The organism is Pseudomonas fluorescens (genome assembly GCF_902497995.1).
Taxonomy (GTDB): Bacteria; Pseudomonadota; Gammaproteobacteria; order Pseudomonadales; family Pseudomonadaceae; genus Aquipseudomonas; species Aquipseudomonas fluorescens_BK.
The window spans coordinates 75,139-93,557 of the sequence record NZ_CABVII010000015.1 but is presented as its reverse complement, the minus strand read 5'-3'; the positions used below and the strand labels follow the sequence as shown (position 1 = coordinate 93,557).

The 18,419-nt window shown below is 58.6% G+C and carries 17 protein-coding genes and 2 pseudogenes; 10 read left to right on the top strand and 9 right to left on the bottom strand.

Annotated features, from left to right (window positions below):
* Positions 1 to 102: 102 nt before the first annotated feature.
* From rpoH to ftsY, 4 genes are all read right to left on the bottom strand, one after another.
* Positions 103 to 957 carry an RNA polymerase sigma factor RpoH gene (gene rpoH / locus F8N80_RS18380; protein ID WP_150746650.1) on the bottom strand — a complete coding sequence of 285 codons (855 nt, stop codon included), beginning with the start codon at positions 955 to 957 and terminating at the stop codon, positions 103 to 105.
* A gap of 113 nt (positions 958 to 1,070) precedes the next feature.
* Positions 1,071 to 2,093, bottom strand: coding sequence for a permease-like cell division protein FtsX (gene ftsX / locus F8N80_RS18375; protein WP_150746649.1), 1,023 nt, complete (start codon positions 2,091 to 2,093; stop codon positions 1,071 to 1,073).
* On the bottom strand, positions 2,090 to 2,761 hold the full coding sequence (gene ftsE / locus F8N80_RS18370) for a cell division ATP-binding protein FtsE (RefSeq protein WP_150746648.1): 672 nt from the start codon (positions 2,759 to 2,761) through the stop codon (positions 2,090 to 2,092). Before ftsE ends, ftsX begins: the two co-directional genes overlap by 4 nt.
* Positions 2,758 to 4,095 carry a signal recognition particle-docking protein FtsY gene (ftsY, locus tag F8N80_RS18365; RefSeq protein WP_440131190.1) on the bottom strand — a complete coding sequence of 446 codons (1,338 nt, stop codon included), beginning with the start codon at positions 4,093 to 4,095 and terminating at the stop codon, positions 2,758 to 2,760. Before ftsY ends, ftsE begins: the two co-directional genes overlap by 4 nt.
* A 105-nt stretch (positions 4,096 to 4,200) precedes the next feature.
* On the opposite strand from ftsY, the gene F8N80_RS32210 reads away from it, so the two are divergent.
* The 7 genes and pseudogenes from F8N80_RS32210 (at position 4,201) to F8N80_RS18330 (ending at position 12,406) form a co-directional block, all read left to right on the top strand.
* Positions 4,201 to 4,605 (top strand): hypothetical protein, encoded by a 405-nt coding sequence (locus F8N80_RS32210; protein ID WP_440131191.1) that lies wholly within the window; start codon positions 4,201 to 4,203, stop codon positions 4,603 to 4,605.
* Between the two features lie 148 nt (positions 4,606 to 4,753).
* Positions 4,754 to 6,109 carry a M16 family metallopeptidase gene (locus F8N80_RS18355; protein WP_150746646.1) on the top strand — a complete coding sequence of 452 codons (1,356 nt, stop codon included), beginning with the start codon at positions 4,754 to 4,756 and terminating at the stop codon, positions 6,107 to 6,109.
* On the top strand, positions 6,102 to 7,592 hold the full coding sequence (locus F8N80_RS18350; RefSeq protein WP_150784402.1) for a M16 family metallopeptidase: 1,491 nt from the start codon (positions 6,102 to 6,104) through the stop codon (positions 7,590 to 7,592). Before F8N80_RS18355 ends, F8N80_RS18350 begins: the two co-directional genes overlap by 8 nt.
* Positions 7,592 to 8,206, top strand: a complete 615-nt coding sequence (gene rsmD, locus F8N80_RS18345) for a 16S rRNA (guanine(966)-N(2))-methyltransferase RsmD (RefSeq protein ID WP_150746644.1) — start codon at positions 7,592 to 7,594, stop codon at positions 8,204 to 8,206. Before F8N80_RS18350 ends, rsmD begins: the two co-directional genes overlap by 1 nt.
* 139 nt (positions 8,207 to 8,345) lie before the next feature.
* The gene (locus tag F8N80_RS18340; RefSeq protein ID WP_150784401.1) at positions 8,346 to 10,772 is read left to right on the top strand and encodes a M16 family metallopeptidase; all 2,427 of its coding nucleotides are present in this window, start codon (positions 8,346 to 8,348) and stop codon (positions 10,770 to 10,772) included.
* A 92-nt stretch (positions 10,773 to 10,864) separates the two neighbouring features.
* The gene (locus F8N80_RS18335) at positions 10,865 to 11,863 is read left to right on the top strand and encodes a hydrolase (RefSeq protein WP_150784400.1); all 999 of its coding nucleotides are present in this window, start codon (positions 10,865 to 10,867) and stop codon (positions 11,861 to 11,863) included.
* A 4-nt stretch (positions 11,864 to 11,867) separates the two neighbouring features.
* Positions 11,868 to 12,406, top strand: a pseudogene (locus F8N80_RS18330) (helix-turn-helix domain-containing protein).
* Between the two features lie 115 nt (positions 12,407 to 12,521).
* Here the strand turns inward: F8N80_RS18330 and F8N80_RS18325 are convergent.
* Both F8N80_RS18325 and F8N80_RS18320 read right to left on the bottom strand, forming a co-directional pair.
* A complete protein-coding gene (locus F8N80_RS18325; RefSeq protein WP_150746641.1) occupies positions 12,522 to 13,376 on the bottom strand; it encodes a sulfurtransferase in 855 nt (284 codons plus the stop codon).
* Positions 13,377 to 13,418: 42 nt separating this feature from the next.
* A complete protein-coding gene (locus F8N80_RS18320; protein ID WP_150784399.1) occupies positions 13,419 to 14,093 on the bottom strand; it encodes a TetR/AcrR family transcriptional regulator in 675 nt (224 codons plus the stop codon).
* 145 nt (positions 14,094 to 14,238) lie between these two features.
* Between F8N80_RS18320 and F8N80_RS18315 the strand changes: the two genes are divergently transcribed.
* The 3 genes from F8N80_RS18315 (at position 14,239) to F8N80_RS18305 (ending at position 16,772) form a co-directional block, all read left to right on the top strand.
* The gene (locus F8N80_RS18315) at positions 14,239 to 15,669 is read left to right on the top strand and encodes a coniferyl aldehyde dehydrogenase (RefSeq protein ID WP_150784398.1); all 1,431 of its coding nucleotides are present in this window, start codon (positions 14,239 to 14,241) and stop codon (positions 15,667 to 15,669) included.
* Between the two features lie 202 nt (positions 15,670 to 15,871).
* On the top strand, positions 15,872 to 16,351 hold the full coding sequence (gene coaD, locus F8N80_RS18310; protein WP_150748900.1) for a pantetheine-phosphate adenylyltransferase: 480 nt from the start codon (positions 15,872 to 15,874) through the stop codon (positions 16,349 to 16,351).
* A 169-nt stretch (positions 16,352 to 16,520) separates the two neighbouring features.
* The gene (locus tag F8N80_RS18305; protein ID WP_003195146.1) at positions 16,521 to 16,772 is read left to right on the top strand and encodes a YfhL family 4Fe-4S dicluster ferredoxin; all 252 of its coding nucleotides are present in this window, start codon (positions 16,521 to 16,523) and stop codon (positions 16,770 to 16,772) included.
* Positions 16,773 to 16,932: 160 nt separating this feature from the next.
* Here F8N80_RS18305 and F8N80_RS18300 read toward each other — a convergent pair whose 3' ends face one another.
* From F8N80_RS18300 to F8N80_RS18290, 3 genes and pseudogenes are all read right to left on the bottom strand, one after another.
* Positions 16,933 to 17,256, bottom strand: a complete 324-nt coding sequence (locus F8N80_RS18300; protein WP_150748901.1) for a multidrug transporter — start codon at positions 17,254 to 17,256, stop codon at positions 16,933 to 16,935.
* A gap of 53 nt (positions 17,257 to 17,309) precedes the next feature.
* Positions 17,310 to 18,122, bottom strand: a complete 813-nt coding sequence (mutM, locus tag F8N80_RS18295) for a bifunctional DNA-formamidopyrimidine glycosylase/DNA-(apurinic or apyrimidinic site) lyase (protein ID WP_150748902.1) — start codon at positions 18,120 to 18,122, stop codon at positions 17,310 to 17,312.
* Positions 18,121 to 18,321: pseudogene (locus F8N80_RS18290) on the bottom strand (HDOD domain-containing protein); the annotation flags it as partial. The gene mutM and the pseudogene F8N80_RS18290, both read right to left, overlap by 2 nt.
* Positions 18,322 to 18,419 lie beyond the last annotated feature (98 nt).

Genomic DNA, 18,419 nt, shown 5'->3' with positions numbered 1-18,419 from the left:
AAGCCCGCTCCCACATTGGTTCTGTGGTGATTCAGGAATAGCGAACACAACCAAAAACGCCCCGATCATGATCGGGGCGTTTTTTATTGCCGGGCGTGCAGGTTATGCGGCGATCGACACCTTGAGCTTGTTCATCGCGCTCTTCTCGAGCTGACGAATACGCTCGGCCGACACGTTGTACTTCTGCGCCAGGTCGTGCAGCGTGGCTTTTTCTTCTGCCAGCCAGCGCTGGTAGAGGATGTCACGGCTGCGGTCGTCCAGCACTTCCAGCGCTTCGTGCAGGTTGTGGTTGGAATTGTCGCTCCAGTCGGCATCTTCCAGTTGACGGGCCGGGTCGTACCGGTGGTCTTCCAGGTAGTTGGCCGGCGACTGGAATGCACTGTCGTCGTCCGCTTCCGCGGCCGGGTCGAAGGCCATGTCATGGCCGGTCAGGCGACTTTCCATCTCGCGCACCTCCCGCGGCTCTACGCCAAGGCTTTCCGCCACACGGTGGACTTCCTCGTTGTTCAGCCATGCCAGACGTTTCTTCTGGCTGCGCAGGTTGAAGAACAGCTTGCGCTGGGCCTTGGTGGTCGCGACTTTCACGATGCGCCAGTTGCGCAGGATGAACTCGTGGATTTCCGCCTTGATCCAGTGCACCGCAAAGGACACCAGGCGCACACCCATTTCCGGGTTGAAGCGCTTCACGGCCTTCATCAGGCCGACGTTGCCTTCCTGGATCAGGTCAGCCTGAGCCAGACCGTAGCCGGAATAGCTACGGGCGATATGTACGACAAAACGCAGGTGGGCGAGCACCATCTGCCGAGCCGCCCCCAAATCCTGCTCATAATAGAGACTCTCGGCCAGTTCACGCTCCTGCTCCGGCGTCAGCAATGGAATGCTGTTCACCGTGTGCACATAGGCCTCCAGGTTTGCACCCGGGACCAGAGCATATGCAGGTTGCAAAGAATTGGTCATACGAAAAAACCTCCGACTTACATAACTCGTGCAGTTCAGCACTGCGAAAATTGACCGGAAACCGAAAGACAAGTTCCCATAAACGCTGAAAGGTCAATACGAGCAAAATGATATTACTTTGGCGCAAGCTCCCTCAGGTGGCGTGCGACTGCAATCCATGCACCGATATACCCCAACAGCACCGCGCCAAGCAAGAGCGACAGACCGTCGGCCACCGGCACTCCAGCCAGTGCGAAATCACTGCCGTACAATCCGGCCAGCCCGACTACCGCGTCGTTCAGCCAGTCCAGGCCGAACGCCAGTACGCCCCATGAAAGAATCCCCGCACCAAAGCCATAAAGCGCACCCATATACAGAAAGGGCCTGCGCACATAGCTGTCAGTGCCGCCCACGAGTTTAATCACTTCTATCTCTGTGCGGCGGTTTTCAATATGAAGACGAATGGTATTGCCTATCACCAAAAGTAATGCAGAAACCAGAAGCACGGTCAGACCGAAGACAAAACGGTCACCCAGCTTGAGGATTGCCGCCAAACGCTCGACCCAGACTAGATCAAGTTGCGCCTGTTGTACCTTCGGCAATTCGGAAAGTGTTTGTCTCAATGCTTCAAGGGCAGGCTTGTCGACTTCGTCCGGGGTCACCAGCACCACGCCTGGCAGCGGGTTTTCCGGCAATTCCTTGAGCGCTTCGCCCAGGCCGGACTGTTGCTGGAACTCTTCCAGCGCCTGATCGCGGCCGACATATTCGGCGTCCGTTACACCGGGCATGCCCTTGATCTGCTCGCGCAACGACTCGCCCTCGGTCGGGCTGGCATCGATTTGCAAGTAGAGGGAAATCTGCGCCGCACGCTGCCAGGAACCGCCGAGACGCTCGACGTTACTTAGCAGAAGTGACAGGCCCATGGGCAAGCTCAAGGCCACCGCCATCGCCATGCAGGTGAAAAAACTCCCGACTGGATGCTTGCCCAAGCGCCGCAAACTATCCACCAGGCTGGCACGATGGCTTTCGATCCAGGCGCGTAACAGCGTGGCGAAGTCCGGACCATCGTCATCGTCGCGTTTTTTCTTCTGCGGTTGCGGATCGGCACCCTTGGGCGCTACGCGCTCGGACACCTTGGGGCTGCGTGTCGCACTCATACGGCAGCCTCCCCGTCGCCGATCAATCGGCCGCGTTGCAGGGTCAGCATGCGGTGACGCATGCGAGCGATCAGCGCCAGGTCGTGACTGGCGATCAGCACGCTGGTGCCCAGGCGGTTGATGTCTTCGAAGACGCCCATGATTTCGGCTGCCAGGCGCGGGTCGAGGTTACCGGTCGGTTCGTCCGCCAGCAGCAGGGCCGGGCGGTGGACGATGGCACGGGCGATGCCGACGCGCTGTTGTTGACCGGTGGACAGGTCGCCCGGGTACAGATCGATTTTGTCCGACAGCGCCACGCGCTCCAGGGCCGAGTCCACACGCTTGATGATCTCGGCCTTGGACAGGCCAAGAATCTGCAACGGCAACGCGACGTTGTTGAATACCGTGCGATCGAACAGCAACTGGTGGTTCTGGAACACCACGCCGATCTGCCGACGCAGGAAAGGTATCTGCGCGTTGCTGATGGTCGCCAGGTCTTGCCCGGCCAGCAGCAATTTGCCAGTGGTCGGGCGCTCCATGGCCAACAGCAGCCGCAACAGGGTGCTTTTACCGGCGCCGGAATGGCCGGTGACAAACAAGAATTCGCCCCGACGGACTCGAAAGCTCAGCTCATGCAAGCCGACGTGACCGTTCGGATAGCGTTTACCGACCTGTTCGAAACGAATCATGAACGCTCCCGCTCGGCAAACAGTGCCTGGACAAAGGGTTCTGCTTCAAAAGTACGCAAATCATCGATGCCTTCACCGACACCGATGTAGCGAATCGGCAGGCCAAACTGCTTGGCCAGGGCGAAAATCACCCCACCCTTGGCGGTGCCGTCCAGTTTAGTCAATGCCAGGCCGGTCAGTTCGACGGTCTGGTGGAACTGCTTGGCCTGGTTGATGGCATTCTGGCCGGTGCCGGCATCCAGTACCAACAACACTTCGTGGGGCGCGTCGGCATCGAGCTTGCCGATCACCCGGCGCACCTTCTTCAGCTCTTCCATCAGGTTGTCTTTGGTGTGCAGGCGACCGGCGGTGTCAGCGATCAGGACATCGATGCCACGGGCCTTGGCGGCCTGCACGGCGTCGAAGATCACCGATGCCGAGTCGGCGCCGGTGTGCTGGGCAATCACCGGGATCTTGTTGCGCTCGCCCCAGACCTGCAATTGCTCGACCGCTGCGGCGCGGAAAGTGTCACCCGCCGCGAGCATGACTTTCTTGCCTTCGAGTTGCAGCTTCTTCGCCAGCTTGCCGATGGTAGTGGTCTTGCCGGCGCCATTGACGCCGACCACCAGAATCACGAAAGGCTTGTTCTGCGAGGTGATCTTCAGCGGCTGCTCGACGGGCTTGAGCATTGCCGCCAGCTCGGCTTGCAGGGACTTGTAGAGCGCATTCGCATCGGCCAGCTCTTTGCGTGCCACCTTTTGGGTCAGGCGCTGGATGATCACCGAAGTGGCTTCGACGCCCACATCGGCGGTCAACAGACGGGTTTCGATGTCCTCGAGCAGCTCATCATCGATGATCTTCTTGCCCAGGAACAGGCTCGCCATGCCTTCGCCGATGCTGGCGCTGGTCTTGGACAGGCCTTGCTTGAGGCGGGCGAAGAAGCCGGCCTTGGTTTCTTCGGTGCGCGCAGGCTCTGCGGGTGCTTCGACGGGCACGACAGATGCCGTGGCAACGGGAGCAACAACAGGAATGGGGGCTGGAACAACCGGAGCAGCAACAGGAACCGGGGCTGGAACAACCGGAGCAGCAACAGGAACCGGGGCTGGAGCAACCGGAGCAGCAACAGGAATCGGGGCTGGAGCAACCGGAGCAGCAACAGGAGTCGGGGCTGGAACAACCGGAGCAGCAACTACTGGAGCCACAGGCTCCGGGATCACCGGAACAGGCTCGGCCACCACAACGGGCGCGATAACTGGCAGCACCACCGGTGACTGGACCGGCTCGGGAGCAAAGGCTGTCGGGGCCGGAATCGGCGGTGCAATGTGCGGCGCCAACTCATCTTCGACCAATGCCACTGGCTCCTCCGCCACAGGCAATGTCAGCCAGGGCTCGGCAGCGGGGGTCAACGGATACTGGGGCACAGTGTCGGCCACGACACGGGGTTCAGGCTCGATGACCGGTTGCAGCACCGGCTCGGCGACCGGCAAGACCGGCGGCGCGGGCTTTTCATCGATGACCGGCGCAGGTGTTGGCTCAGGCTGCTCAGGGAGAGGCTGGGGCTGTGGCTGTTCGACGACGGGTTCCTGCGGCTTTTTGCGCAGCCATCCGAACAGGCTTTTCTTCTCGCCAGCCGCAGCTGGGGCTTTCTTGTCGTCGTTGGAACCAAACATGGAGGACGGCTATCTCACAGTAGCGACGCGCCAAAGGGCGCCTCGGCAAATGAATATTCGATGCTGAACAGACTGCGATTGATCCAGCTTGTTCACGCGCAACATTTTGTCGAGGTGCAAACGGCACCTTACAAAATCGGTTTCACGAAGGACTGCAGCGGAAAAATCGGCGAAAAAGCAGAGTCTAGTCGATAAACCACAACCTTTTGCCGCAAACCCATACAACCTGATCAAACGCAAAGGCCTGATAGGCGTGGCCGCCAGTAAAACGGATCACTATCCTAGCACCCTCTCGCCCGCTGACGCTAAGAACAAGCGGGCAGCCCCAAAGGTTTAAAAACGAATGAATGCTCTAGCCCGCCGCGCTGCAGGCCTGCTGCTCAGCACAGTTTGTCTGCCCCTCTCGGCCCTGGCTGCCGATCCACAACCCACCCACGAATTCACCCTCGATAACGGCCTGAAGGTCGTCGTGCGCGAAGACCATCGTGCGCCGGTGGTGGTATCCCAAGTCTGGTACAAGGTCGGCTCCAGCTACGAGACCCCGGGACAGACCGGCTTGTCCCATGCCCTGGAACACATGATGTTCAAGGGCAGCGAGAAAGTCGGCCCCGGCGAGGCTTCACTGATCCTGCGCGACCTCGGTGCCGAAGAGAACGCCTTTACCAGCGACGACTTCACCGCTTATTACCAGGTCCTGGCCCGCGACCGCCTGGGCGTGGCCTTCGAGCTGGAAGCCGACCGCATGGCCAGCCTGCGCCTGCCGGCAGACGAGTTCGCCCGCGAGATCGAGGTCATCAAAGAGGAACGCCGCCTGCGCACCGACGACAAGCCGATGTCCAAGGCCTACGAACGCTTCAAGGCCATGGCCTACCCGGCCAGCGGCTACCACACGCCGACCATCGGCTGGATGGCGGACCTGGACCGCATGAAGGTCGAAGAGCTGCGCCACTGGTACCAGTCCTGGTACGTGCCGAACAACGCCACCCTGGTGGTGGTGGGCGACGTGACGCCGGATGAAGTCAAAACCCTGGCCCAACGCTACTTCGGCCCGATCGCCAAGCGTGACGTGCCGTCGGCGAAAATCCCGCTGGAGTTGGCCGAACCCGGCGAACGCCAGATCACGTTGCACGTGCAGACCCAACTGCCGAGCCTGATGCTGGGCTTCAACGTGCCCAGCATCGCCACCGCCGAAGACAAACGCCCGGTGAATGCCTTGCGCCTGATTTCGGCCCTGCTCGATGGCGGCTACAGCGGTCGCATCCCGACGCAGCTGGAACGCGGCGAAGAACTGGTATCCGGCGGTTCGTCGAGCTACGACGCCTATACCCGTGGCGATAGCCTGTTCACCCTGTCGGCGACACCGAACACCCAGAAAAACAAAACCATGGCCCAGGTTGAAGCCGGCCTGTGGAAACTGCTCGAACAGCTGAAAACCACCGCGCCATCCACCGAAGAACTGGAACGCGTGCGCGCCCAGGTCATTGCCGGCCTGGTCTACGAGCGGGACTCGATCACCAGCCAGGCCACCGCCATCGGCCAACTGGAAACCGTGGGCCTGTCCTGGAAACTGATGGACACCGAACTGGCCGACCTGGAAAGTGTGACCCCGCAAGACATCCAGAACGCCGCCAAGCTGTATTTCACCCGCGAACGTCTCAGCGTCGCCCATGTACTGCCACAGGAGACGACTCATGAGTGAGCGTAAAAAAACGCGCCTGGCGCTAACCGGCCTGATCGTCGCCGCACTGATCGGGTCTGCCGCGTTTTACTTTGCAAAGACCGACGAATCAAAGGCCAGCGAAGCCCTGGACAAGGCCAAGGCCAGCCAGAAACTGCAATCGCTGGCAGAACTCGATGGCAAGGCACCCAGCCGCCGCAGTCTGGATGTGCAGACCTGGAACACCGCCGAAGGCGCCAAGGTGTTGTTCGTCGAGGCTCGCGAATTGCCGATGTTCGACATGCGCCTGATCTTTTCCGCCGGCAGCAGCCAGGACGGGGTTGCGCCGGGCCTGGCCGTACTGACCAACGCCATGCTCAACGAAGGCGTGGCCGGTAAGGATGTCGGCGCCATCGCCCAAGGCTTCGAAGGCCTGGGCGCGGACTTTGGCAACGGCGCATTCAAGGACATGGCACTGGCTTCCCTGCGCAGCCTCAGCGCCGCGGACAAACGCGAACCCGCGCTGCAGCTGTTCTCGGAAGTGGTCGGCAAACCGACCTTCCCTGCCGATTCGTTCGCGCGCATCAAGAACCAGATGCTCGCCGGCTTCGAATACCAGAAGCAGAACCCCGGCAAACTGGCCAGCCTGGAGCTGATGAACCGGCTCTACGGCGATCATCCGTACGCGCATTCCAGCGATGGCACCGCGAAAACCGTACCGGCGATCACGTTGGCTCAATTGAAGGCGTTCCATGAAAAAGCTTATACCTCGGGCAACGTAGTGATTGCGCTGGTCGGCGACCTGTCCCGTGCCGAGGCCGAGGCGATTGCCGCACAGGTTTCCAGTGCGCTGCCCAAAGGACCGGCCCTGGCGAAAATCCCGCAGCCGGCAGAACCCAAAGCCAGCATCGGCCATATCGAGTTTCCGTCCAAGCAGACCAACCTGATGCTCGCGCAACTGGGCATCGACCGTGACGATCCGGACTACGCGGCACTGTCCATGGGCAACCAGATCCTTGGCGGCGGTGGTTTTGGCACCCGGTTGATGAGCGAAGTGCGTGAGAAGCGCGGCCTGGCTTACGGCGTATATTCGGGTTTTACCCCGATGCAGGCGCGAGGTCCGTTCATGATCAACCTGCAAACCCGCGCCGAGATGAGCGAAGGCACGTTGAAACTGGTGCAGGATGTGCTCGCCGACTACCTCAAGACCGGCCCGACCGAAAAAGAACTCGACGACGCCAAGCGCGAACTGGCCGGCAGCTTCCCGCTGTCCACCGCCAGCAATGCCGATATCGTCGGTCAGCTCGGCGCCATGGGTTTCTACAACCTGCCGTTGAGCTATCTGGAAGACTTCATGCAGCAGTCCCAGAGCCTGACCGTCGAACAGGTCAAAACCGCACTGAACAAACACCTGAGCACGGATAAACTGGTCATCGTCAGCGCTGGCCCGACCGTGCCACAAAAGCCGTTACCGGCCCCTTCTGATAAACCTGCCGAGCAACCGCTCGGGGTTCCGGAGCATTGATGGCCACTTCCCGCCCAAAAAAACCCGTCCACAACGTCCATAACGGTGTGAATCAACTGCGCATCATCGGCGGCGAATGGGGCAGTCGAAAGCTGAGCTTCCCCGATGCGCCAGGCTTGCGTCCGACCCCGGACCGGGTGCGCGAAACCCTGTTTAACTGGCTCGCGCCCTATGTCGCCGGCGCAAAAGTATTGGATCCATTCGCCGGCAGCGGCGCGTTGTTTCTCGAGGCTTTATCCCGTGGCGCAGCGATGGGCCAGGCGCTGGATGCGAGCAACATCGCGGTAGCGAGCATCAAGGAGCATCTGGGTACCCTGCGCTGCACGACCGGCCAGATTCAGACGGCCGATGCCTTGCGCTACCTGGAAACCCAGCCAGCGGTTGCTTACGACCTGGTGTTCCTCGACCCGCCGTTCAACCAGAACCTGCTGCCGACCGTCTGCACGCTGCTGGAAGAGCGCAAATGGCTGGCTGACGAAGCCTGGATCTACACCGAAAGCGAAAACGCGCCATCGTCCCTTGGCTTGCCTGGCAATTGGCGCCTCCACCGGGAGCAAAAATCCGGGCGGGTGTACTACGCGCTGTGGCAGCGAAACCACGTCCAGGAGTCTTAATCCGCCGAAACACGCCGCGTCCACCAAGGGCGCGGCGAGCGTTGCAATAAGAAACGCTTAATCAATAGTTTCCAAAGCCAGTCCGTTAGTATCCTTTCCAGGCGAAATGACTCGCGCCCACTGAAAAGGATTTCAATACATGAGCCCACGGACATCACCGATAGAAATCACTTTGAAAAATGGTCTTAAGATCATTGTTTTAGAGATTCCTCAAGCAACGGGTGCTACCTGCGTACTGAATTACAACGTCAGTCGCCGCGACGAATCCGCTGACAATGCGGGCATCAATTCAGCGTTTCTCGAAACGCTTCGTATCGACAACTACGAAAATACGCTGAAGCAACGTTTCTCGTTAAGCACTTATAATACATTCACCACATTCAAATTCTCATTGACGCCTGATCAGCTGGGTCAATGTTTCGAACTGAACGCCAGGATGATGAGCGCTCCCGTTCTCACCGAAAATACCCTGAAGCGGGTGATTCGAGCTCACCACGACTATCGAGCGGAAAAACGACACTTCACATCAGATGATTCGATTCCTGTCGAATTTGACTCACTCTGCCACCCTATTGGCTATCTTTACAGTCCAATAGTCACCCCTGAAAGCGCTGCTCGCATCGACATCGAGCAATTGCAACAATGGCATCAACAGTATTACTCACCTGGCAATGCCTGTCTGGTCATCACTGGAAACGTGAAAGCAGCAGAAGTTGAGAAGCTGGCGCGACAGTACTTAGATACCGTGCCTTTCAGGCCTTTAGCAGCGGCTCAGGAGTTAAAACAACTCTGCGAACTGGACAAGCGTCATTTTGTGCTACATAAGGCAACGTGGAAGCCCAGGTTGTTAGTCGTGCTCAACGTACCAGGAATGAGCGACGCCATAGCCGATCATTCAGGCGGTGCACTGAAAATTCTGTCCGAATTACTCCGCCAAAAACTTACCGCCGACCTTAGCGTCTCTAGTGGAATATGTCTTTACGAGCAAGAAAAATACGCGAGCCTTTTCAGAGTGTCCATCACGGCACGTATGCGCGACCAATCCTTAGAGGAACTCGAGGCAGACCTGAATACATTGATTGACGAGTTCAAGTTCAACGCACCGCCCCCCCAGGAGCTGGAAATAGCCCGTGAACGAGCGCTTGCAAGCCTTGCTAAAAGTGAAGACCACAAGGCTCTGGCGCTTGACATCGGCCAGCTGGAAAACTATCAAATACCCTTCAGCCACCTTGATCAGAGGCACGACGATTTACTGAATGTCACGGCCGAAGACATTCAGCGCACAGCAAAAACTTTTTTTACGCCACAGAGAACAACCGTCGCGCATATTTTGCCTATGCAAACCGCAACACGAGCAACACCCGTAGAACTTATTCTGGACAATGGCCTGAAGATCATCATCTTGGAAAACCCTCGATCAGAGAGCGCTGCCTGCAGTCTGAGTTACAAAATCAGCTCCCGCGACGAATCCACTGATAATGCGGGTATCAACATTGTGCTTAACGGAACCTTGTCTAAAGACAAAAACTTTATAGACACAGAACGTTTCGATGTGTGGCATTTCGATGACTTCACGCTTTACTCTCATACCACCAGCCCTGACAACTTGAATCAGGACTTTAAAAGTCTCGCCAGGATGATGAGCGCTCCTGTCCTGACCGAGATTAGTATGAAACACGTGATTGAAACCAAGCTACGGCAGCGAGAAAAAAATCGCTACTTCACATCGGATTATTCCACTCCTGAAGCGTTTGACGCGCTGACTTACCCTATCAGTGGCTACGGGAACTCTTCAATAACCCCTCACAGTGCTGCCAGCCTTGACCTCAAGCAACTGCAACAATGGCATCAACATCACTACTCTCCAACCAATGCATGCCTGATCATTGTCGGAAACGTGAAAGCGCAAGAAGTCGAAACGTTGGCGAAGCAGCATTTCGGCGCCGTGCCTTTCAGGCCAACAGCGCTGGCCAAAGAGGTGACGGAGCTTTGCGAGCCGGGCAAACGCCATATTGAATTGAACATGGACACCGAAACGCCTAGATTGTTAGTAGCGTTCAATGTGCCTGGAATGGTCGACGCCGCAGCCGATCAATCGGCTGCGGCACTGCAGATCATTTCCTTCATATTCGAGCAAAACTACACGGCCTATCTTCCCGTTTCTAGCGGAATATGTGCCTTTACTCAAAAAAAGCACGCAAGTCTTTTCAGAATGTCAGTTACGGCAAATAATGTCGACCAATCCCTGGAGGAACTAGAGGCTGCGCTAATTGAATTAATAAACGAATTCAAGTTAAACGGGGTACTTCCAGAGGCACTGGAAATGGCTCGCGAGCAGGCGTTTACCAGTCTCGTCAAGAGAGAAAGTAATGACAGCTCTCTAGCCTATGACCTGGGCCAGCTTGAAAATAATAAAGCATCATTCACGCACCTCTATCAGAGACACATCGATTTGTTCAAGGTCACCGCCGAAGATATTCAGCATGCAGCCAATACTTATTTCACGCCCCAGCGAATGACAGTTGCGCACATATTGCCAATGCAAACCCCCAAAGCATTAATTTGACTCGTTGTGGCAACGTATGGCAGAAATTGCTGATTAAATGACCAGCCTGAAAAGGTGCGCACAGGTTGCGCACCGCTGCATCGAGAGCAATCGTGTCCCTTCCGCCAGAACGCTTCACGCCCGCCTTCGGCCTTGGCAACCCGCACTTGCAAACCTTGTGGGGACCCCTTTGGCGCAAAACCACCCATATCGAGCGCGAGCGCGAACGTCTGTGGCTCGAGGATGGTGACTTCCTCGACCTGGACTGGCACGGCCCGCACAGTGCCAATGCGCCACTGGTGCTGGTGTTGCACGGACTGACCGGTTCGTCGAACTCGCCTTACGTGGCCGGATTGCAAAAGACGCTGGCTATCCAGGGTTGGGCCAGCGTCGCGCTGAACTGGCGCGGTTGCTCGGGCGAACCCAATCTGCTCCCACGCAGCTACCATTCCGGCGCCAGCGAAGACCTGGCCGAAACCATCAAGCACTTGCGGGCCAAACGGCCGCTCGCCCCTCTGTATGCGGTCGGTTATTCCTTGGGTGGCAACGTCTTGCTCAAGCATCTGGGCGAGACCGGCAGTGTCAGTGGCGTGCTCGGTGCCGTGGCGGTGTCCGTGCCGTTTCGCCTCGATCAGTGCGCCGACCGTATCGGCCAGGGATTCTCCAAGGTCTATCAAGCGCACTTCATGCGCGAGATGCTGGCCTACATCAAGAATAAGCAGCGGCAGTTCCAGCACGACGGACGCGAGGACGGACTGGCGGCATTGGCGGCCCTCGGTTCGCTGGAAAACATGCGCACGTTCTGGGATTTCGATGGCAGGGTGACAGCGCCGCTGCATGGATTTGTCGATGCCGAAGATTACTATCGGCGCGCTTCGAGCCGTTATTACCTTGGAGAGGTTCGCACGCCGACCCTGATCATCCAGGCGGCTGACGATCCCTTTGTCTTTCCTCATAGCCTGCCACAGGCAGCAGAATTATCCGACTGTATTCAGTTCGAGCTAGAAGCCAAGGGTGGGCATGTCGGCTTCATCGATGGCTCGTTAAGGCAACCGGGCTACTACCTGGAGCGGCGCATTCCTCAGTGGCTGACCGCTGTGGGTCGCGAGTAAGCCGATGGATACCGATCAAGGCGAGTCAATTCATTTTTGGCAAACGGCACCGCTGGCCGGGGTCGAATTATTGTCCGCGCGCTACATCGAACACCGTTTCGCACCCCACGTGCATGACGGCTATGTGATCGGCATGATCATGGCTGGCGGGAAATGATGCTGTCGTTGCTGCAACGTCATGCGGCCGTTCCGATCGCAGGTAAACCCGGCAAGGAACACCGGGCGGTGACTCTGGCCAAGGAGTTGCTGCAAGCGCATTTGGCGGCGCCACCGTCCCTGGAAGAACTCGCTGCAGCGGTAAACCTCTCACCGTTCCACTTCGCCAGGGTGTTCCGCCGCGCCACCGGCATGCCGCCGCACACCTGGCTGATGCAGCAGCGCATCGCTCGGGCGCGGGCATTGCTACAGGGCGGTTGCTTGCCTTTGGAAGTGGCCACGCAGTTGGGCTTTGCCGACCAGAGTCACCTGAGTCGGCAGTTCAAGCAGGTGTACGGGGTCGGGCCGGGGGCGTATCGCAGTGCGCGACAACTGCCCGGAAGTTGAGATCGACACAGATCCAAATGTGGGAGCGGGCTTGCTCGCGAAAGCAGTGAGTCAGGCGACATTGATGTCGACTGACCCGCCGCTTTCGCGAGCAAGCCCGCTCCCACATTGGTGTTTATTCGCCGGTGGCGACGCCCCGCGCCGGATCGTTGATCCACTCGCTCCACGACCCCGCATACAACGACCCCAACGGATAACCCGCCAGGCACAAGGCGAACAGGTTGTGACAAGCCGTTACGCCGGAGCCGCAATACGCCACCAGATCAGTCGGCGAACGATTATCGAGTTTCGCGGCAAACCGCTGCTTGAGCTGATCGGCCGGCAGGAAACGCCCGTCGCTGCCCAGGTTGTCGGTGAACGCTGCACATTGCGCGCCCGGGATGTGCCCGGCGATCGGGTCGATCGGTTCCACTTCGCCCTTGAAGCGCGGCAGGGCCCGAGCGTCGAGCAAGGTCAGCGCAGGCTGGCCGAGACGTTGCTGCAGTGCTTCGGCATCCAGGATGAGCGCGTAGTCCGGCACCCCCGTGAAGGTCCCCCGTTCGATATCGGGCGCATCCAGACTCAGCGGTAAACCTGCGGCATGCCAGGCCTTGAGCCCGCCATCAAGAATAAACACGCCGTCGCGCTTGCCCAGCCAGGCCAGCAACCACCAGGCCCGCGCCGCGTAGGCACCCGGGCCGTCGTCGTACAAAACCACTTCACTATCAGCGTTGATGCCCCAAGCCTGCAGGCGTTCGACCAAATCCTCAGGCTCTGGCAACGGATGGCGACCCGTCACACCCTTGACCACCGTCCCGCTCAAATCACGCTCAAGATCGGCAAAGCTCGACCCGGCAATATGCCCTTCGGCATAGCTGCGCTGGCCGTAGTCCGGGTCTTCGAGGGCAAAACGACAATCCAGAATCACCAGCCCTGGCTGCTCCTTTTTCAGGTCCAACGCTTGCGGGCTGATCAGTTGCGCAATGGGCATAACGGGCTCCTGTGATGGCGGTAGTCGGTCCTGTTGCTCTTTCTATCCTGCTTCTTCTTCCAGTGCCTGGGCCAGTGGCACATAAAACTCTTCGAACAGCGCGTTGACCGCGTCGCGGGACTGATCCGTGACGAAGCCGGCTTCCAGCACCAGCACCTGATAAACACCCCGTTTAATAGCTTGTTCGCTCAAGTGGTTGGAGTTTTCCCGCGTGGTACACAGAAAACGCACCCAGGACGTGAGAATGATCCAGGCGTTGAGGGTCAGGGATTCGATTTGCACCCGGTCCATCTTCAAGATACCGGCCTCGACGAACCCTTTGTAGATGGCCGTTCCCTGAATCACGCAGCGCTGGGAAAAACGTAGGTAACGGGCGGCCAGTTCCGGATCGCTGTCGAGCAAATGCTCGAGGTCCCGATGCAGAAACCGATAGCGCCACATGGCTGCCAGCAATTCCTTGAGGTAGAAACGCTTGTCCTCGACCGTCGCGGCGCGGCCTTGCGGCGGGCGCAGGAAACTGTCCACCAGGCTTTCGTACTCGCTGAACAGCACGGCGATGATCGCCTGCTTGTTAGGGAAGTGGTAGTACAGGTTGCCGGGGGAAATTTCCATGTGGGCGGCAATGTGGTTGGTGCTGACACTGCGCTCGCCCTGCTGATTGAACAGCTCCAGGCTGTTCTGCACGATGCGCTCGCTGGTTTTGATCCTGGGGGCCATGGCTTGAGCTTAAATTCAGAGTGCGGTGACGGGCATCTTACGACCTATCCGGACGCGGATAAAACAAAGCGGCGTCAGATGCCATTTGACTTTCTAGAGCTTAGACTCTAAAAAGTTCCTCATAAAGAATAATCCGGAGCCGACAATGACTGCTGACATCGCCTACATGCAGAACCTACAGCAGCCACTGGAAGAACTCCAAGCCTTGTTCAACGCCCAACGTGCGGCGTATGCCGGCAACCCCATGCCGCCAGCGGCGCAACGCCAGCAATGGCTCAAGGCGTTGCGGGACCTGCTGAGCAATGAACGCCAGGCCTTGATCGACGCGATCGACCAGGATTTCAGCCATCGCAGCGCCGATGAAACCCTGCTTGCCGAACTGATGCCCAGCCTGCACGGCATCCATTACGCCAGCCAGCACCTCAAGCGCTGGATGAAAGCGTCACGGCGCAAGGTCGGCGTTGCCTTTCAACCTGCGTCGGCCAAAGTCGTTTATCAACCCTTGGGCGTGGTAGGCGTGATCGTGCCGTGGAATTACCCGCTGTACCTGGCTATCGGCCCGCTGGTGGGCGCGTTGTCGGCGGGCAATCGGGTGATGCTCAAGCTCAGCGAATCGACGCCTGCCACCGGTCTGCTGCTCAAGGAACTGCTGGGGCGAATTTTTCCCCAGGACCTGGTTTGCGTGGTATTGGGCGAAGCCGATATCGGCGTGGCCTTCTCCCGGCTGCGCTTCGATCACCTGCTGTTCACCGGCGCTACCAGTATCGGCAAACAAGTGATGCGCGCGGCTGCCGAGAACCTGACACCGGTGACCCTTGAGCTGGGCGGAAAGTCTCCGGCCATCGTCTCCCGCGATGTGCCCCTCAAGGATGCCGCCGAACGCATCGCTTTCGGCAAGACGCTCAACGCCGGGCAAACCTGCGTGGCCCCGGACTACGTGCTGGTGCCGGAAGATCGCGTGGGTGCCTTTGTCGAAGCCTATCGCCAGGCAGTTCGCGGGTTTTTTCCGACGCTGGCGGACAACCCGGACTACACCGCGATCATCAATGACCGACAACTGCAGCGGCTCGATGGATACCTGAGTGACGCCACCAGCAAAGGCGCGCTGCTGATTCCTTTGTTCGACCAGGGCCAGGGCCGGCGCATGAGCCACAGCCTGCTGCTCAACGTCACTGACGAAATGATAGTGATGCAGGACGAGATCTTCGGCCCGCTGCTGCCGATCGTGCCCTACAAGGATCTGGACGAAGCGTTTGCCTACATCAATCAACGACCGCGTCCGCTGGCCCTGTATTACTTTGGCTACGACAAGCGCGAGCAAAACCGCGTGCTCAGCGAGACCCATTCCGGTGGGGTCTGCCTGAATGACACCCTGCTGCATGTCGCTCAGGACGATATGCCGTTCGGCGGTATTGGCGCCTCCGGCATGGGTCATTACCACGGCCACGAAGGCTTCCTGACCTTCAGCAAGGCCAAAGGTGTGTTGGTCAAACAACGCTTCAACGCGGCGAAACTGATCTACCCGCCCTACGGCAAATCCATTCAGAAACTGATTCAGAAGCTGTTTATCCGCTAACGATCATCACCGTCGGCAATCACAATAATGAGCCTCAATCCGTCTGCTGCACCTGCGCTGCCACGGCCGAACGTTTGAAAATCCGATGAAAAGGGAGAATATTGCGATCCTATAGTGCTTTCTTACCCAACAGGCGACTTGGCCGACCGGGAAGGCTGCGATACCATCCGACTCCCCAACGGACTCTCGCCAGGACGACGCGATGAACCGAGTGTTGTACCCAGGTACCTTCGACCCTATAACCAAGGGCCATGGCGATCTGGTCGAACGCGCTGCGCGCCTGTTCGATCATGTGATCATCGCCGTTGCCGCCAGCCCGAAGAAAAACCCGTTGTTTCCTCTGGAACAGCGTGTAGCGATGGCCCGCGAGGTCACTAAACATTTGCCCAACGTAGAAGTCGTCGGCTTCTCGTCGTTGCTGGCGCATTTCGCCAAAGAGAAGAACGCCAACGTGTTCCTGCGTGGCTTGCGAGCGGTCTCGGACTTCGAATACGAGTTCCAGCTGGCCAACATGAACCGCCAGCTGGCACCGGATGTGGAAAGTATGTTTCTGACCCCGTCCGAGCGTTATTCGTATATTTCCTCGACACTGGTGCGTGAAATCGCAGCCTTGGGCGGTGATATCAACAAATTCGTCCACCCGACGGTGGCGGACGCGCTGGCCGAACGCTTCAAGAAGTAATACCGAATGCAGGAGCCGGCTTGCTGGCGATCTATGCGACGCGGTGTACCTGAAACACCGCTTTCGTCGGAACGCCGCCCGCAACAAGCTGGCTCCTACAGCGTTAATGCGGCACAATTGTGCGCATTGATTTATCGCGCCCGGGTATTCCGCCCTGGCTGGAGTTAGCATGTCCCTGATCATCACCGACGATTGCATCAACTGCGACGTCTGCGAACCCGAGTGCCCGAACGCCGCCATCTCCCAGGGCGAAGAGATCTACGTGATCGACCCAAACCTGTGCACACAGTGCGTCGGCCACTATGACGAACCTCAGTGCCAGCAGGTTTGCCCGGTGGATTGCATTCCGCTGGACGAAGCGCATCCGGAGACTGAAGAGCAGTTGATGGAGAAGTACCGCAAGATTACCGGCAAGGCGTGAGCCTGAGGTTTTTGTAGCGTTTATGCGGGCCTCTTCGCGAGCAAGCCCGCTCCCACATTGCATCTGTGTTGTTCATCAGGTGATGTAAACACAGCAGATCTAATGTGGGAGCGGGCTTGCTCGCGAAGAGGCCATCAGCCACTCCGAATATCTAACTGACTCACTCCCGCTGCTCAAACCCCTCCCCGACACACCCCAGGCACCGCACAAACGCCGCTTTCGCGGGGTCGACCACCAACGCCTGCCCTGCATCGCCCACGCCGCCACCCAGCACGGTGAACGGCAACGACACCACAAACACCCCGGCACCGATCACCGTCGCCACGACCAGCAAGGGTCGGGCAATCAGCAAATCGCCGATCATGGCGTACGCGGGGGGATTCTGGATGGTGTAAAGCGGGTCGCCGCTACCCGTGCTCGCCGCCAGCACGGGCGTACCGACACTCAGTAGTAAAACGACGACAAGGGCTCGAAACAGGTTCATGGCACGGTCCTTCGGGCTAGGCAGTGAGCACCGACTATAGCCCCAAGGGCCTGTCAGCTTTGACAACGCGGGCAAAACACGCTGGCACGCTGCCCGAGTTTTACTTCCCGCAATTGCGTTGCGCAGATCTTACAATGCTCATTACCGCGGCCGTAAACGAACAATTCCTGCTGGAAGTAACCGGGTTGACCGTCACCGCCGATAAAGTCGCGCAAGGTGGTGCCGCCGCGCTCGATGGCGTGAGCAAGGATGCGTTTGATTTCTATCGCCAATTTCAGATAGCGAGCCCGGGAAATGCTCCTCGCCTCCCGGCGCGGATCAATACCGGCAGCGAATAGCGCTTCGGTTGCATAGATATTGCCGACACCGACCACGACCGCGTTGTCCATGATGAACGGTTTGACCGCCATGGAGCGTGCACGCGACAGCTGAAACAAGCGCTCGCCGTCGAACAGGTCGGTCAACGGCTCCGGCCCCAGGTGAATCAGCAATGGGTGATTGAGCGGATCGAGACTCCAGAGCATCGCACCAAACCGGCGCGGGTCGGTATAGCGCAGGGCTAGCCCCGATTCCAGCTCGATGTCCACATGCTCATGCTTGGCGGCTGGCATGCCGACCTCCACCAGACGCAAATTTCCCGACATCCCCAAATGACTGATGAGTGTGCCGACTTCGGCATTGATCAGCAGGTACTTGGCCCGCCGTTCCACCAACACGATGCGCTGGCCGGACAGCCGCACATCGAGGTCTTCGGGGATCGGCCAGCGCAGACGGCGCTCCCGCACGATGACCCGACTGACGCGCTGGCCTTCAAGGTGCGGCGCAATCCCGCGGCGGGTGGTTTCGACTTCCGGCAGTTCAGGCATGGGGCTCTCGAATCAGGCTGTCGCTCAGCGGTGAGCCAGAGAGGCCCGGGTCTTGGGAGATCAACTTGGCGATCACTTCCAGATCAGGGTCCGGCATGTACTGCTCCATCTGCAAATCCACCATGATCTGCGGTTGGGTCGGCACGCTGATGCCTTGCAGGGACTGTCGGATCTGTTCGGTGGTCAGCTCTTGGAACATAAATACGCACTCAGGGTCAGGCGGCAATTCTAACCTTTATGAAGTTGGAGCCGACACAGCGGCGGGAAAATCGCTGTTGATATTGCTGCGTTTGATCG